The organism is Streptomyces sp. NPDC047869 (genome assembly GCF_040704065.1).
Taxonomy (GTDB): domain Bacteria; phylum Actinomycetota; class Actinomycetes; order Streptomycetales; family Streptomycetaceae; genus Streptomyces.
Genome location: NZ_JBEYRK010000041.1, coordinates 25,770 through 40,885 on the forward strand (window position 1 = coordinate 25,770; position 15,116 = coordinate 40,885).

Sequence of the window (15,116 nt, forward strand, 5' to 3'; positions counted from 1 at the left end):
AACACGCGGCCGCGTGCTCGCCCTCTCCCATGCCGGGCGGTCAGGAGACGGCGTGCTCCAGCCAGAAGTCCAGCAGCTCGCGGTCGCCCGACACCGTCACACGCGGGCCCCGCGGCCGCAGCCGCCCCTTGACCACGAGCAGCAGGTCCGAGGGCGAGGCGACCACGGTGGCGTCGGCCGGGGTGCCGACCGGGGCGTCCCGGGTGACCCGCACACCGTCCGGGGCGCAGGTGACCAGCCAGTTCGAGACCCGGCCCGGAGCGGCCACGGCCGAGCGGAAGCTCAGCGTCTCACCGCCGCGCGGCACCTCGGCGAACAGAGGGGAGTGGAACGGCCGGGCCTCGGGCACGCCGAAGGCGGCCACGCAGAAGTCCACGCAGTCCAGGGCGACGTCCGTGGCCAACTCGAAGGGATGGCCCGACAGCAGGTCCACGTCGGCCCGGTGCACGGTCGTCTCGTACATCGCCCAGCGCGGCCAGAACTCCTTGTTCTGCTTGCCGTGCGGTGCCCAGATGGGCACCTCGGGGGCGATCCCCTCGATCGCCTCGACCAGCCGGTCCGCGCCCTCGGTGACGAACCGCGCCCGCGGCCCGGGCTCCAGCAGCCGGTTGTCCTGCGCGGCCTCCCGCGTCACCAGCCCGGCCACCCGCTCGGTCCAGCTCGTGTCGGCGCCGGCGCCGGCGGGGTCGCCGCCCGGCAGGACGAACTCGGTGCTCCGGGTGGCCAGGATGGTCGTCGCCCACTCGTGCCCCTGGCGTAAGTGCCGCACCAGGTCACCCAGGTTCCATCCGGGACAGGTCGCAACCGGCTCCGTCAGCTCGAGGTCCCGGGCGGCGGCCGCGAAGCGGGCCGCCTCCCGGCGGAGTTCCGAGGTACAGCGGCCCATGGGCAGCGGAACGTACGTCTGTGCGGTCATGAGATCTCACTCCGGTCGATGGAACGTGCACGGAAACGGTGCCCCGACGGTCCGCGGGCCGCCGGGGCGCCCGCCCATTCGAACCGGGCATCCTGACACGTTACTGATCATTCCGGGCGACCCGCTTTGTGGTGTCAGGCGGGTGTCAGAGGCGGGTCAGCGGCACTTGGCAGAGTCGTCCCTGTCGCACGCTCCTCCTCGCCCGGGACGGGGCCGCATCCGTGGCCCGCGACCGCCCGTGGCGGGGACACCCCCCATCGTTGCCGTGCCGGTCCACCGGCGCGTCCGACGTGAGGAGAACGCTCGTCATGGCAGACACCGCAGCCCCGGGGCCGACCCGGGCCCTGATCGTGGCAAACCCGGCCTCCGGCAGTCACAGTCCCGAACTGGTCCGCCAGGTCGCGGAGCTGTGCGAGTCCTGCCTGGAGCGCGCCGAGGTCCACCTGACCAGCGCGCCGGGCGACGCGACCGGCGCGGTGCGCCGGGCGCTGGAGCGCAAGGACGGCGCGCCCGACCTGGTCGTCGCCATCGGCGGCGACGGCACGGTCCGCGAGGTCGTCCAGGGGCTCGTCCCCGTGGCCGGCCGGGCGACCCTGGCCGTCGTGCCCGGCGGCACCGGGAACTCCGGCTACAAGATGCTGTGGGGCGACCGCCCCTGGACCGAGTCGCTGAAGGCGGTCCTGACCGACTCCGGCATCGGCGGCAGCGCCCGCCTGCGCCGGCTCGACCTGGCCCGCCTCGCCGAGACCCGCAACTACGTCTACCTGGGCGCCTGTTCGGGTGTGATCGCCGACGCGCTGATCACGGCCCGGGAGCTGCCGCTGACCGGGCGGGAGCGCTACGCCCGCGCCTTCGCCGACACGGCCGACGGCTACCCGCCCTATCCGGGCCGGGTCACCGTCGACGGCCGGGTGGTGCACGAGGGCCCCACGGTCCTCGCCAACGTCGGCGGCGGCCCCTACCGCGGCGGCCGGTTCAAGGTGCTGCCCGACTCGCTGCTCGACGACGGACTGCTCGACGTCTGCGTCATCGGCGGCGAGGTCCCCGCGGCCGACGTGCCCGGACTGACGCTGGAGGCGGCGCACATGGACCACCCGGCGACCGTGTACGCGCGCGGCCGCCGGATCACCGTCGAGCGCACCGACGGCCACCGGCTGCCGCTGGAGCACGACGGCGAGTACCAGAACGGCATCGGCGGCTCGGCCACCTTCGAGGTGCTCCCCGGAGCCCTCCCGGTCTGGGCGCCCGCCACCCCCTGAAGCCCGTACCAAGCCACCTGCCGGAATCACAAGTAAGCAAGACACAGAGGAGAACGCCCGCATGAGCGACCTGACCACCACCGTCTCCCGCTACCTCGACATCTGGAACGAGGCGGACGCCGACAAGCGCGCCGCGGCCATCGCCGAGCTGTTCACCGCCGACGCCCCGTACATCGACCCGCTCGCCGCGGTCGAGGGCCACGAGGGCTTCGGGGCCGTGGTGGCCGGCGCCCGCGACCAGTTCAAGGGCCTCACCTTCGAACTGCACGGCACCGTCGACGCCCACCACAACCAGGCCCGCTTCCAGTGGGGCCTGGTGACCGAGCCGGGCGCCGAGCCGATCGCCATCGGCTTCGACGTCCTCGTCACCAACGACCAGGGCAAGATCCAGGGCGTCTACGGCTTCCTGGACAAGGTCCCGGCCGCCTGATCACGCACCCAGCGCGGGAGCACCGGGACCGCCGGTGCTCCCGCGTTCGTGCGCACACCGCCGACGCACGCACGGCAAGGAAGGTAGCCGCCTCATGACCGCTGTCCTCGGGGAGAGCGTGGCCCAGGCCCTGTGCGCCGACTGGGCCGAGCAGGCACACACCCTGCCCCGGGCCGCCCCCGGCCGCGCACCGGCCGACACCCCCTTGCGGGAACTGTCGCACTGGGCCGCGTCCTTGCGCCCGCAGCACATCCCGTGCCGGGTGCTCAAGCTCGCCGCGAGCCAGGTGCTGTCGCAGATCGCCTCCATCCGGGCCGGTCTCCAGCACCCCCTGGGCAGAAAGCTGGTGGCCGCCTTCGGGCACCCCATGCAGCGCGACCCCCGGCAGGCGGCCGGCGTGTTCGCCGCGCTGGGCTCCTGGCTCAACCTGGACGACACCGCCTACGCCGGGCACCTGTCGAACTCCACGGTGGCGGTCCCGCTCGCCTTCGCCTACGCCCGCGGGCTCGACGGGCTCTCGCTGCTCACCGCGGTGGTCGCGGCCAACGAGTGCGCGGCCCGCATCACCGCCTCCGCGACCCTCGGCCCGCTGCGCGGACAGAGCGCCGTCCACACCCATCTGGCCGGCGCGGTGGCGGGACGGCTGCACAGCGACCGGGCCTCCGCGAACCTCTTCGAGAACGCCTTCGGGCTGGCCTTCGCCATGCCCAACTGGCCTCTGATGCGTGCCTTCCTGGCCAGCGACGCCCGTCTGTTCAACACCTTCACCCCGGTGCGCACCGCGATGGACGCCTGCGACGCGGCGTACGCCGGGCTGCGCGGCGCGCCGGACATCATGGAGCACAGCGACGGCTTCCTGGCCCGGTTCGCCACCGTGCCGCTGCCGCAGGCGTTGGCGAAGGGGCTGGGCCGCCGCTGGCACACCGACACCCTCTCGTTCAAGATGCACCCCGGTGGCCCCGGTATCGACGCGGCGGTGGACTGCGCGACCGAGATCCACCGGGAACTCGGCGCGCTCAGGCCCCGGGACGTGGCCGAGGTGGTCGTCGAGGCCTCGCTGTACACGCTGTTCGCGGGGGAGCGGGCCGCTCGCTACGTCACCGGCCCCGGCTCCCCGCTGGGCGCGCTGGTCCTCGACGTGCCCTACCCGGTGGCCACCACCCTGCTCACCGGCGAGTTCTCGGTGAACGACTTCTCCTCGCCCGCCGTGGACGACCCCGACCGCTGGGCGCTCGCCAGGCGGATCCGGCTGGAGCACGACACCGAGATGACCCGTGAACTGTTCCTGTCCGACGCGCCGTTCGGTGAGGCGGTGCGCGAGGCGGGGGAGTCGGCCGTGCCCTGGCTGCGCGGCTTCGGCGGGGAGGAACTGGTGGACCTGATCGGGGCGCTGCAGGCCGACGACCGGGACTTCTCCCGGTCCACCAAGGCCACCGGCGCCCGGGTCACCGTACGGCTGACGGACGGCCGTACGGTCTCCCGGACCCGGCTGATCCCGGTCGGCGCCGCCGGTCCGGAGACCCGGGCGGACCACGCCGGACTGGTGCGGGAGAAGTTCCTGTCGGTGGGCGGCTCGCACGAGGTCGCCGACACGGTCGGCGGGCTGCACCGGATGCGCCCGCGGGCGGTACGCCGCTGGATAGAGACGGCGTTCCTGGACTGAGCCGTCTCACGCACCGTGCGCCACGTACAGGCGCACCGCCTCGTGCAGCCGGTAGCGGACCCGGCCGGACCGGTCCGGCTCGCCGGCCCGGATCATCTGGCGGTGCAGGAGTTCCTCCAGCAGGTCCACGGCGAGCCGCCGGGACGGGGTCACCCGGGCCAGCATCTCCTCGACGCCGAAGTCGCCCTTCAGATCGCGGAGTTGGTGCAGGGAGGCCTTCAGCGGGGGCGGCAGGGGCCGGTGGTAGGCGGCCACGCTCGCCCGCAGGGACAGGTCGCCGACGGACAGCGTGGCCAGCCGGTCCCGCTCGTCCGCCAGCCGGTCGGCCAGGTCGCGCGGCGACCGGCGCGGCCGGGCCGAGAGCCACAGCCCGGCGAGGTGCAGGGCGAGCGGCAGCCCGCCGCAGTACCGCACGATGTCCAGCGCGGCCGGCCGGTCGGCCCGGACCCGGGCCGCACCCGCCAGGTCCTCCAGCACCCGGCAGGCCTCCGGCCGGCCGAGCGCGCCGATCCGGTGGGCCGGCCACCCCGGCAGGGCCGGCAGTTCACGGCGCGCGGCGACCAGGACGGCGCTGCGCCCGCCGTCCACGAGCAGTGGACGCACCTGCGCCTCGGTGACCACGTTGTCGAGCACCACCAGCACCCGCCGTCCGCTGAGCGCGTCCCGCAGCCGGGCCCGCGCCTCCTCGGGGCCGCGGACGCCGACGCTCCGGCCGAGGGATCGCAGGACGCGGTGCACCAACTGGTCGGAGGTGAAGGGGAGGCAGGAGGTGGGGTGCAGGTCGACGTAGACCTGGCCGTCCGGGAACCGGTCGCGCGCCGCGTGCGCGGTGCGCAGCACCAGGGCGGTCTTCCCGGCGCCCGGCGGCCCGACGACCACGGCGGGTCCGCCCCGGCCGGGCAGGCCCGCCGCCAGCGTGTGCGCGAGTCCCTCCCGTCCGGCGAGGCGGTGCCGGGGCGCCGGGGGCAGTTCGGCCGGCGCCCCGGAGCCCGGTGGAGCGCCGGCACCGGCCGGCCGCTCGCCGCCCCCGGGCAGCCGTAACAGCCGCCGCGCCTCGGCGGGCGCCAGCCCGAGCGCCTCGGCCAGCAGCACCAGCGACTGCCTGCGCGGCCGGGCGGTGTGCCCGGTCTCCAGGTTCCGTATGGCCCGCACGCTCAGCCCCGACCGCACCGCCAGCTCGTCCTGAGTGAGACAGGCCGCCTCGCGTGCCCGCACCAGCGCCACGGCGAGGCTCGGACCGGGCCCCGGGGGGTGCGGCCCGGCCCCGGAGGGAGGCGGGAACGTCACCCGTTCTCCCGGACGGACACCACGGACGGTCCGGCCGGCGGCCCGCTGAGCGGCCGGCGCAGCGCGGCGACGAACTTGTAGCGCGAGCCCCGGTAGACCGAGCGCACCCACTCCACCGGAGTGCCCTCGGCGTCCCGCGAGTGCCGGGACAGCAGCAGCATCGGCAGGCCCACGTCGGTGGCGAGGAGATGGGCCTCGCGCGGTGTCGACAGCGAGGTCTCGATGGTCTCGTCGGCCTCCGCCAGGTGCACGCCGTACACCTCGGCGAGGGCCGTGTAGAGCGAGGGGTACGTGGTCAGCGAGCGCCGCAGCCCGGGGAAGCGCCGTACGGACAGATGCGTCGTCTCGATCGCCATCGGGTCGCCGCTGGCCAGCCGCAGCCGCTCGATGCGCAGGACGCGCTCGCCGGCGTCGATGCCGAGGAGGGCCGAGAGCCGGGCGTCCGCGGGCACCTCGCCGATGTCCAGCACCTGTGAGGCGGGCTCCAGGCCCTGGGCGTGCATGTCCTCGGTGTGCGAGGTGAGCTGCAGGGTCCGGTACAGCTTGGGCTGGGCGACGAAGGTGCCCTTGCCCTGGATGCGGTCGAGCCGGCCCTCGCCGACCAGTTCCTGCAGGGCCTGCCGGACGGTGGTGCGCGAGGTGCCGAGCCGGACGGCGAGCAGGCGCTCCGCGGGCATCGCCGAGCCGGGCTCGAGCGCCTGCGTCATCTCCAGCACCTGCTGCTTGATCCGGTAGTACTTCGGCACGCGCGCGATGCGGCCGGGCGCCCCCCTGGGGTGCTGGGCGCTGCTGACGTCGGTGGCCATGCCTGCCTTCCCGGCTGTGGGTGTGGGGGCTCCCGTTATAGCGACCAACTGCCCTATGGTCTAGTCCAACTGACGCGAGAGGTCTAGTCCAGCGGACGCGCCGGGCGGGAAGGGGACGGATGCGCTCCGGTGACTTTCTCGTAACGGCCGGAACGCCTTTCCGAACCACCCTTGACACTCAAAAAGGTCTAGGCCAAGCTCCACCGTACTGGTCTACACCATTAGTGACCAGGTCCCGAGCCCTACGTGCAACAGCGTCGTACGCAGGTCACCGCCGAGGGCGTGGGGGGATTAGTGGCATCCCTGAGGAGGGTGGCGTGAAGCGCAAGCTTGCTGCCGCGATCGTGATCGCGGGCATGATGGTCTCCGTCTCGGCGTGTGGCGGCGACGACGACAAGGACACGGGCAAGAACGCGGGACCGGACAGCTTCAAGGGCCAGACCCTGACGGTCTGGACGATGGACGGCTCGGCGCCGCCGCAGTGGTCCAAGGACGTGCAGGCCGCCTTCGAGAAGAAGACCGGCGCCAAGCTGAAGTTCGAGACCCAGAAGTGGGACGGGATCCAGCAGAAGATCACCACCGCCCTCTCCGAGTCCAACCCGCCGGACGTCATCGAGGTCGGCAACACCCAGACCCCGGCCTACGCCGCCACCGGCGGTCTCGCCGAACTGGGCGACCTGAAGCAGGAGATCGGCTCGGACTGGACCCCGTCCGTCTCCCAGTCCTCCGTCTTCGACGGCAAGCAGTACGCCGCTCCCTGGTACTTCGCCAACCGCGTGGTCATCTACAACAAGAAGATCTGGGCCAAGGCCGGCATCAAGGACACCCCGAAGACCCGGGACGAGTTCTTCAAGGACCTGGACGCCATCGGCAAGAAGACCGACGCCGAGCCGCTCTACCTGCCCGGCCAGAACTGGTACTTCTTCGACGGCCTGACCATCGGCCAGGGCGCCGACCTGGTGAAGAAGCAGGGCGACAAGTACGTCTCCAACCTCGGCGACCCGAAGGTCTCCGCGGCCATGGAGCTGTACAAGAAGTACGCCGGGTACTCCAAGGCCCCCAAGGACAAGGACGAGGCCACCCCGCAGCAGGCCACGATCTTCGCCAAGGGCAAGACCGGCGCCTTCATCGGCATGGGCTGGGAGGCCGGCACGGCGATCCAGGCCAACAAGGCCATAGAGAAGGACCTCGGCTACTTCACCATCCCGGGCGAGAGCGCCGACAAGCCCGAGGGCGTCTTCCTCGGCGGCTCCAACCTCGCCGTCGCCCAGGGCAGCAAGAAGCAGGCCCTGGCCAAGGAGTTCCTGAAGATCGCCCTGTCCGACCAGTACGAGGGCCAGCTCGCCAAGCTCAACGGCGTCATCCCGAACAAGAAGTCGCTGGAGAGCAACCTCAAGGGCAACGGCGCCGCCGAGGCCGCCGCTCCCGGCGCCGCGGCCGGCGGCACCACCCCGCTGATCCCCGAGTGGGCCGCGGTGGAGAACACCCCCAACCCGATCAAGTCCTACATGACCGCGGTGCTGAACGGTAAGTCCCCGGCGGCCGCCGCCAAGCAGGTCGAGGGCGAGATCAACAAGCGCCTGGCCCAGCAGAACTGACGACCCGCGCCGGGGGCGTCGGCGGACGCCCCCGGCTCAGTCGTCCGTACCGCCCGTAACGCCCGTACAGCCCACAGCCCGTACGGTCACGGAAGAGATGGCAACTCATGTCAGTGCAGACCGAAGGCACGGACACGGCCGGGGAGCCCGCTGTCCACAAGGCCCGGGTGCCGGCGCCGCCGACGGGTGAGGACGGCGGCTCCGGCCCCTCCGCCCGCCGCGGTGCCGCGGCTCCCTATCTGCTCCTGCTGCCGGCGCTGCTGGCCACACTGATCCTGCTCGGCTGGCCGCTGGTGAAGAACGGCATGCTGTCGTTCCAGAACCTCAACCCGCGGCAGCTCATCCAGCACCTCACCGAGTGGAACGGCGGCGACAACTACAAAGAGGTCCTGTCCGGTCCGGACTTCTGGCACGTCGTCGAACGGTCGGTGGTCTTCACGGCGGTCAACGTCGTGCTGATCATGCTGTTCGGCACCCTGACCGGGCTGCTGCTGGCCCGGCTCGGCAAGAAGATGCGGCTGCTGCTCCTGCTGGGCCTGGTGCTCGCCTGGGCCATGCCCGTGATCGCGGCCACCACCGTCTACCAGTGGCTGTTCGCCCAGCGCTACGGCGTCGTCAACTGGGTGCTGGACAAGCTCGGCTGGCACTCCATGGCCGACTACAACTGGTTCGGCTCCCAGCTCTCCACCTTCTCCGTGATCACGCTGCTGATCGTCTGGCAGTCGATCCCGTTCGTGGCGATCAACCTGTACGCGGCCACCACCACGATCCCCAGGGAGCTGTACGAGGCCGCGTCCCTGGACGGCGCCGGCGCGTGGAAGAGCTTCACCTCGGTGACCTTCCCCTTCCTCAGGCCGTTCCTCTACGCCACGACGTTCCTCGAGGTCATCTGGGTGTTCAAGGCGTTCCCGCAGATCTTCGCGATCAACGAGGGCGGCCCCGACCACCTCACCGAGACCCTGCCGATCTACGCCTTCGTCGAAGGCGTCGGCAACCAGCACTTCGGAGTCGGCGCGGCGATCTCCTTCCTGACCATCCTGGTGCTGCTCGTCATCACCTCGTACTACCTGCGCATGGTGCTCAAGCAAGAGGAGGACGAGCTGTGAAGCGCTCGGTCTTCGGCCGTATCTGGCCCAACGCGACCGCCGTCGTCCTCTTCGCCGGCTTCGTGTTCCCCGTCTACTGGATGTTCGCGACGGCCTTCAAACCGACCGGCGACATCATCTCCGAGGACCCGGTGTGGTTCCCGACGAACATCACGGCCGGCCACTTCTCCAAGGCCGCGGACGCCGACCACTTCTGGACGCTGGTCCTCAACTCCGTCACCGTCACGGTCAGCGCGGTGCTCCTCTCGCTCGTCATCGCCCTGTTCGCCGCCTTCGCGCTCGCCCGGATGCGGTTCAGGGGCCGGCGCGGCTTTATCGTGACCTTCATGCTGGCGCAGATGGCGCCCTGGGAGGTCATGGTCATCGCCATCTACATGCTGGTCCGCGACAACGACATGCTCGACAGCCTGGTCCCGCTCACCGTCTTCTACGCGATCATGGTGCTGCCGCTGACCATCCTGACGCTGCGCGGCTACGTGGCCGCCGTGCCGAAGGAGCTGGAGGAGTCCGCGATGGTCGACGGCTGCACCCGTACGCAGGCCTTCGTCCGGGTGATCTTCCCGCTGCTCGCCCCCGGTCTGATGGCCACCTCGCTGTTCGGCTTCATCACCGCCTGGAACGAGTTCCCGCTGGTCCTGATCCTCAACAAGGACATCGAGAAGCAGACCCTGCCGCTGTGGCTGTCCCAGTTCCAGACCGCCTTCGGTGACGACTGGGGCGCGACGATGGCAGCCTCGTCCCTGTTCGCGCTGCCCATCCTGATCCTGTTCATCTTCCTGCAACGCAAGGCTGTCAGCGGTCTCACCGACGGCGCCGTGAAGGGATGACGCCCCCGATGACCACACTCACCACTGGGTCCGGCACCCTCACCCGGGACGCGCTCGCGGTGCTGCAGCCGGGGTTCGACGGCACCACCGCCCCGGACTGGGTGCGCCGCCGGCTCGGCGAGGGCCTCGCCTCCGTCGCCCTGTTCGGACGCAACGTCGTCACCGAGGAGCAGGTCACCGCGCTGACCGCGCAACTGCGCGCGGAGCGGGACGACCTGCTGGTGGCCATCGACGAGGAGAGCGGGGACGTCACCCGCCTGGACGTGCGCACCGGCTCGTCCTTCCCCGGCAACCACGCGCTCGGCGCCGTCGACGACCCGGGCCTCACCCGGGGCGTGGCGCGCGAGCTGGGCCGGCGCCTGGCCGCGTGCGGCGTCAACTTCGACTGGGCGCCGTCCGCCGACGTCAACGCGAACCCCGACAACCCCGTCATCGGGGTGCGGGCCTTCGGCGCGGACACCGCACTGGTGGCCCGGCACACCGCCGCCTGGGTCGAGGGCCTGCAGTCCACCGGCGTCGCCGCGTGCACCAAGCACTTCCCCGGCCACGGCGACACCAACGTCGACTCCCACCACGCGGTGCCGCGCATCGACGTGGACGCCGAGACGCTGTACGCGCGTGAACTGCCCCCGTTCCGCGCCGCGATCGCGGCCGGCAGCCGGGCCGTGATGAGCGCGCACATCCTGGTCCCGGCCCTCGACCCCGACCGCCCCGGCACCCTCTCCCGCCGCGTCCTCACCGACCTGCTGCGCGGCGAACTCGGCTACCAGGGCCTGATCGTCACGGACGGCATGGAGATGCGGGCCATCTCCGGGACGTACGGCCTGGAGCACGGGGTGGTCCTCGCGATCGCGGCGGGCGCGGACGCGATCTGCGTCGGCGGCGGCCTGTGCGACGAGGCCACCGTGCTGAACCTGCGCGACGCGCTGGTGGCCGCCGTGCGCTCCGGCGAACTGCCGGAGGAGCGGCTGGCCGACGCGGCCTCGCGGGTACGGGAGCTGGCGCGCTGGACGGCCGCGGCCCGCAAGGACGCCGGGACCGTCGTGCCCGAACCGGAGATCGGCCTGGTCGCGGCCCGCCGCGCGCTGACCGTGACCCGCGGCGCCGCCGCCGCGCCGGTCACGGAACCGGTGTACGTGGCCCGGTTCGACCCGGCGCCGAACATCGCCGTCGGCGACGAGACGCCGTGGGGCGTGGCCGCCGAGCTGACACGGCTGCTTCCGGGCAGCACGGCAGGCTCGTTCACCGGGCCGGAAGCGGGCCGCGAGGCCCTCGCGGCGGCGGCCGGCCGGCGGGTCGTCGCCGTGGTCCGCGACGAGCACCGGCACGGCTGGATGGGCTCCGCCCTCGACGCCCTGCTCGCCGCCCGCCCGGACACCGTCGTGGTCGAGATGGGCGTACCGCAGGCCGCGTCGCGCGGCGCCGCGCACATCGCCACCCATGGCGCCGCCCGCGTCTGCGGCGTGGCGGCGGCGGAGGCCGTCGTCGCGGGCTGAGCGGCCGCGCCGGAGCCGTCACCAAGGCCGGCACCGAGCCCCTCACCGGGGCCCGGTGCCGGCCTTCCCCATGTCCGGGCGGCGGCAGTACAGCGGCAGTCGGGCGGCACTTTGCCGGGGTACCGACCGGTAGTCGTTGACACCTTCAATTGGTCTAGTCCAGCTTGGGAGGGCGCTTCTGTTCGATCACCACGGAGTGACGGCATGCACCAGCCCACCACCCCCTACCTCCACCGAGCGGCCTCCGGCCGCCCCTACTTCAGCGCGGACGGCGAGACCTACCTCGCCCCGGCCCCGCTGCGCGACCTGGAGAAGTCCCGGCCCCTGCGGGTGCTGTCCGAGGAGGACTTCGCCTTCTGGCAGACCTACGGCCACGTCGTCGTCCGGGAGGCCATCACCCCCGGCGAGGCCAAGGGCCTGCTCGACCTCGCCCTCGACTTCCAGGGCCTCGACCCAGACCGCCCCGAGACCTGGTACGAGGAACCGGAGTTCCGCTCCGAACTCGACCGGCACCTGTACATCTACGGCTTCGTCGAGGCCTACCACCACCAGCTCCTCTGGGACAGCCGGCAGACCCGCCGTGTGTACGACGCGTTCGTGGACGTCTGGGACTGCGAGGAGCTGTGGGTCACCCTCGACCGGCTCAACCTCAACCCGCCCAACGTGGGCACCCGTTCCCGCTCCCTGATCGAAGCCACCGACGAGGGCTTCGACATCGAGCTGCACTGGGACGTCGACACCACCCTCGCGGTACTGCCGCAGCGGGTCCAGGGCATCATCGCGCTCACCGACACCCGCCCCGAACTCGGCGGCTTCCAGTGCGCCCCCGAGCTGTTCCGCCGCTTCGAGGAGTGGCGCCTCGCCCAGCCGGCCGGCCGCGACCCGGTCCGCCCGGCCGTCGACCGCGCCGAGTTCCCGGTGGTCCGGCCCGAACTCCGGGCCGGCGACCTGCTCATCTTCAACGGGCTGCTGGCGCACGGCGTGGCACCCAACCGCTCCGAGCGCGGCCTGCGAGCCGTCCAGTACCTGTCGATGATGCCCGCCCTGGAGGAGCACACGGAGTTGCGCCGGTCCCGCGTCGAGTCCTGGCGCACGCTCAGCACCCCCGACTGGAACGCGACGCTGCTCGGCGACGCCCGCCGGCCGGAGGCCCTGCGCTACGGCCCCGCCGAACTCGACGCGCTCGGGCGCAAGGTGCTCGGCCTGGACTCCTGGTCCGACGTGGAAGGGGACCGGTGAACCGCGTCTGCCTCTGCCTGCCCACCAACCGGGCCTGCCCCGCCACCATCCGCGCCATCCACGAGGAAGCGGCCTACGCGGCAGGGCACTTCGGCGCCGACGTCCAGCTGCTGATCCTCGACTCCTGCGACGACCGCACCCGGGCCGCGCACGCCCGCGTGGTCGCGCAGCTCCCGACCACGGCCGGGGTCACCGTGCACCACCTCGGGGAGGTGGCACAGGCCCGCTTCCTGCGCCGCGTGATCCGGTGCGCCGGCCTGCCCGAACCCGGCCGCGTGCTCGACCTCCTGCTCCCCGCCTCGGTCTCCTACGGCTCCTGCACCGACCGCGCCTTCCTGCTGGCCGCCGCCCTCGGCTGCCGGTCGGTGCACCGCAGGGACTCCGACAGCACCTACCAGGTCCGGCACGGGGAGAAGGTCTTCCCCGTCCACCACGAACTGCCCGCGCTCGGCCTGCGCGCCGCCGACGCCTCGGCCCGCGTCACCGTCACCGACCTCGACCCGGCCCACACCGGCCGCCCGGTGTCCCTGGCCGGAGCCTCCTTCATCGGCGAACTCTCCGTCGACGTGGGCGAGATACGGCGCCTCGACGAGGGGACCTACCACGACGTCGTCGGCCTGTGGGCGCCCACCGGCTGCGACCCGGAGGCCAGGCACCGGCTGGTGGAGGAGTCCTTCACCGGAGCGGGCACCACCCCTTTCACCGGCGACCACTCCACCCTGACCCTGGTGGACCCGATGCGGGTGGACATGTGCAACATCGCCCTCCACCACGACGTGTACGAACGGATCCCGCTGCCCCCGGCCACCGACACCATCGGCAGCGACTACTTCCTCACCCACCTGGTCCACGACGCCACGCTCCCCGGCGTCCTGCACAACCGGCACATCGAGAACTTCCACACCCCAGAACGCCGCACCGACGCGGGCTTTCACGCGTACCAGACCCGCTTCGTGAAGTTCCTGCTCTCGATGCTGTACTTCCACCACGTCTACGAGCGCATGGCCGCGGCGGGCGCCGCTCTCCTGGACGACCGGCAGCGCGTACGGGCCGAACCGGTCGTCGCGTTCCTGCGCGAGAGCACCGCCCTGGACCGCGCCGAGAACGTGTGGCGCCTGGACCGGATCGACACCGCCTACCGCAAACTCGGCGGCCGCTACGAGGAGTTCGCCGAGCGGCTGACGCACCGGCGCGCGGAACTGCTGGACCGGGCCCGCCGGGACATGGACGACTTCGCCCTGCTCACCGAGGTCTGGCCCGCGCTGGTCGACGCGGCGCGCGACACCGCGACCGGAAGCGGGGCACCGTGAAACCCGGCCCGCGACTGGCCGCCGCGCTGGCCGACGCCCCGGCGGACCGCATCGTCTACGACCTCGTCGGCATCGAGGAGCAGCTCGACCGGCTGCGCGCCGAACTGCCGGGTGTCCAGGTCCGCTTCGCCCTGAAGGCCTGCCCCGTCGACGAGGTGCTGCGGTGCCTGGCGGACCGGGGCGCCGGCTTCGACGCGGCGAGCCCCGCCGAGATCCGGCAGGCCCTGCGCACCTCGGTCCCCGCCGGCCGCGTGCACTACGGCAACACCGTGAAATCCGACGCGGACATCGCCGAGGCCCACCGGCTGGGCGTCCGCACCTTCGCCACCGACAGCCTCCAGGACGTCCTGGCCATCGCCGAACACGCGCCCGGCTCCCGGGTGTTCTGCCGCCTCGCCACCAGCGGCGACGGCGCCCTGTGGGGGCTGAACCGCAAGTTCGGCTGCTCCGCCGGGGACGCCGTGCGCATCCTCACCACCGCCCGTGCCTCCGGACTCACCCCGGCCGGCCTCTCGGTGCACGTCGGCTCCCAGCAGATGACCGGCGAGGCGTGGCAGCAGGCCGTGGACCTGCTGGCCGGGGTGCTGATGACGCTGGACGGGCTGGGGATCGCACCGGACCACGTCAACCTCGGCGGGGGACTGCCCGCACTCGGCTACCTCGACCGGCACGGCGAGCCCCTAGACCCGCCCCTGGACAAGATGTTCACCGTGATCCGCGAGGGCATGGAGCGCCTGAGCGGGCTCACCGCGGGTCCGCTCGGCCTCGTCATGGAACCCGGGCGGCACCTCGTCGCCGACCACGGAGCGATCCGCGCGCACGTCTACCGCCTGACCGGGCGGAGCCGGCCGGACGGCGGCCACGCCCGCTGGCTCTACCTGAGCGTGGGCCGGTTCAACGGCCTGTACGAGATGGACCAGGTGAGCCACCGGCTGTACTTCCCCACCCACCCGGACGGGGACCGCGTACCCGCCGTCGTCGCGGGCCCCACCTGCGACAGCGACGACGCCTACGGCGGCGGCCGGCACCCGGTGCGCGTCCCCCGCGCCGCGGCCTCCGGCGACCCGGTCTGGATCCTCTCCGCCGGCGCCTACGCCACCAGTTACACCACCCGGGGCTTCAACGGCATCCGCCCGCTGCCGTGCGTCTGCACACCCGGTCCGGAAGGACAACACTGAC

General features: G+C 72.5%; 13 protein-coding genes. 10 read left to right on the forward strand and 3 right to left on the reverse strand.

Features of this window, described 5'->3' with window-relative positions; genetic code table 11:
* Positions 1–40: 40 nt before the first annotated feature.
* Entirely contained in the window at positions 41–916 is an 876-nt protein-coding gene (locus tag AB0924_RS34615; protein WP_366913580.1) for a maleylpyruvate isomerase N-terminal domain-containing protein, read from the reverse strand.
* A 308-nt stretch (positions 917–1,224) separates the two neighbouring features.
* Here AB0924_RS34615 and AB0924_RS34620 point away from each other — a divergent pair, with 308 nt between their 5' ends.
* From AB0924_RS34620 to AB0924_RS34630, 3 genes are all read left to right on the forward strand, one after another.
* Complete coding sequence (locus AB0924_RS34620) at positions 1,225–2,175, forward strand: diacylglycerol kinase family protein (protein ID WP_358934644.1); 951 nt, start codon at positions 1,225–1,227, stop codon at positions 2,173–2,175.
* 61 nt (positions 2,176–2,236) lie between these two features.
* Entirely contained in the window at positions 2,237–2,605 is a 369-nt protein-coding gene (locus AB0924_RS34625) for a nuclear transport factor 2 family protein (RefSeq protein WP_351666716.1), read from the forward strand.
* A 94-nt stretch (positions 2,606–2,699) separates the two neighbouring features.
* Positions 2,700–4,268, forward strand: coding sequence for an MmgE/PrpD family protein (locus AB0924_RS34630; RefSeq protein ID WP_358934641.1), 1,569 nt, complete (start codon positions 2,700–2,702; stop codon positions 4,266–4,268).
* Positions 4,269–4,274: 6 nt separating this feature from the next.
* Here the strand turns inward: AB0924_RS34630 and AB0924_RS34635 are convergent, their stop codons facing one another.
* Both AB0924_RS34635 and AB0924_RS34640 read right to left on the reverse strand, forming a co-directional pair.
* Positions 4,275–5,555: an NB-ARC domain-containing protein gene (locus AB0924_RS34635; RefSeq protein WP_366913581.1), complete on the reverse strand. Its 1,281-nt coding sequence runs from the start codon at positions 5,553–5,555 to the stop codon at positions 4,275–4,277.
* Entirely contained in the window at positions 5,552–6,361 is an 810-nt protein-coding gene (locus AB0924_RS34640; protein WP_358934637.1) for a GntR family transcriptional regulator, read from the reverse strand. The genes AB0924_RS34635 and AB0924_RS34640 overlap by 4 nt, the downstream gene beginning before the upstream one ends.
* 317 nt (positions 6,362–6,678) lie before the next feature.
* Here AB0924_RS34640 and AB0924_RS34645 point away from each other — a divergent pair, with 317 nt between their 5' ends.
* The 7 genes from AB0924_RS34645 to AB0924_RS34675 all read left to right on the forward strand — a co-directional run bounded on the left by AB0924_RS34645 (position 6,679) and on the right by AB0924_RS34675 (position 15,115).
* Positions 6,679–7,959, forward strand: a complete 1,281-nt coding sequence (locus tag AB0924_RS34645; RefSeq protein WP_358934634.1) for an extracellular solute-binding protein — start codon at positions 6,679–6,681, stop codon at positions 7,957–7,959.
* Positions 7,960–8,066: 107 nt separating this feature from the next.
* The gene (locus tag AB0924_RS34650) at positions 8,067–9,065 is read left to right on the forward strand and encodes a sugar ABC transporter permease (RefSeq protein ID WP_358934632.1); all 999 of its coding nucleotides are present in this window, start codon (positions 8,067–8,069) and stop codon (positions 9,063–9,065) included.
* Positions 9,062–9,892, forward strand: a complete 831-nt coding sequence (locus tag AB0924_RS34655) for a carbohydrate ABC transporter permease (protein WP_366913582.1) — start codon at positions 9,062–9,064, stop codon at positions 9,890–9,892. Before AB0924_RS34650 ends, AB0924_RS34655 begins: the two co-directional genes overlap by 4 nt.
* Before the next feature lie 8 nt (positions 9,893–9,900).
* The gene (locus AB0924_RS34660) at positions 9,901–11,388 is read left to right on the forward strand and encodes a glycoside hydrolase family 3 protein (RefSeq protein ID WP_358934628.1); all 1,488 of its coding nucleotides are present in this window, start codon (positions 9,901–9,903) and stop codon (positions 11,386–11,388) included.
* A gap of 204 nt (positions 11,389–11,592) precedes the next feature.
* Positions 11,593–12,627, forward strand: a complete 1,035-nt coding sequence (locus tag AB0924_RS34665; protein ID WP_358934626.1) for a phytanoyl-CoA dioxygenase family protein — start codon at positions 11,593–11,595, stop codon at positions 12,625–12,627.
* Positions 12,624–13,937, forward strand: coding sequence for a DUF6271 family protein (locus AB0924_RS34670; protein ID WP_358934624.1), 1,314 nt, complete (start codon positions 12,624–12,626; stop codon positions 13,935–13,937). The genes AB0924_RS34665 and AB0924_RS34670 overlap by 4 nt, the downstream gene beginning before the upstream one ends.
* Entirely contained in the window at positions 13,934–15,115 is a 1,182-nt protein-coding gene (locus AB0924_RS34675) for a type III PLP-dependent enzyme (protein WP_358934622.1), read from the forward strand. Before AB0924_RS34670 ends, AB0924_RS34675 begins: the two co-directional genes overlap by 4 nt.
* Position 15,116 lies beyond the last annotated feature (1 nt).

What these genes read in the sequence shown, in the direction of transcription:
- AB0924_RS34615 (WP_366913580.1), bottom strand. Translation starts at nt 916, where the DNA reads ATGACCGCACAGACGTACGTTCCGCTGCCCATGGGCCGCTGTACCTCG.
- AB0924_RS34620 (WP_358934644.1), top strand. Translation starts at nt 1,225, where the DNA reads ATGGCAGACACCGCAGCCCCGGGGCCGACCCGGGCCCTGATCGTGGCA.
- AB0924_RS34625 (WP_351666716.1), top strand. Translation starts at nt 2,237, where the DNA reads ATGAGCGACCTGACCACCACCGTCTCCCGCTACCTCGACATCTGGAAC.
- AB0924_RS34630 (WP_358934641.1), top strand. Translation starts at nt 2,700, where the DNA reads ATGACCGCTGTCCTCGGGGAGAGCGTGGCCCAGGCCCTGTGCGCCGAC.
- AB0924_RS34640 (WP_358934637.1), bottom strand. Translation starts at nt 6,361, where the DNA reads ATGGCCACCGACGTCAGCAGCGCCCAGCACCCCAGGGGGGCGCCCGGC.
- AB0924_RS34650 (WP_358934632.1), top strand. Translation starts at nt 8,067, where the DNA reads ATGTCAGTGCAGACCGAAGGCACGGACACGGCCGGGGAGCCCGCTGTC.
- AB0924_RS34660 (WP_358934628.1), top strand. Translation starts at nt 9,901, where the DNA reads ATGACCACACTCACCACTGGGTCCGGCACCCTCACCCGGGACGCGCTC.
- AB0924_RS34665 (WP_358934626.1), top strand. Translation starts at nt 11,593, where the DNA reads ATGCACCAGCCCACCACCCCCTACCTCCACCGAGCGGCCTCCGGCCGC.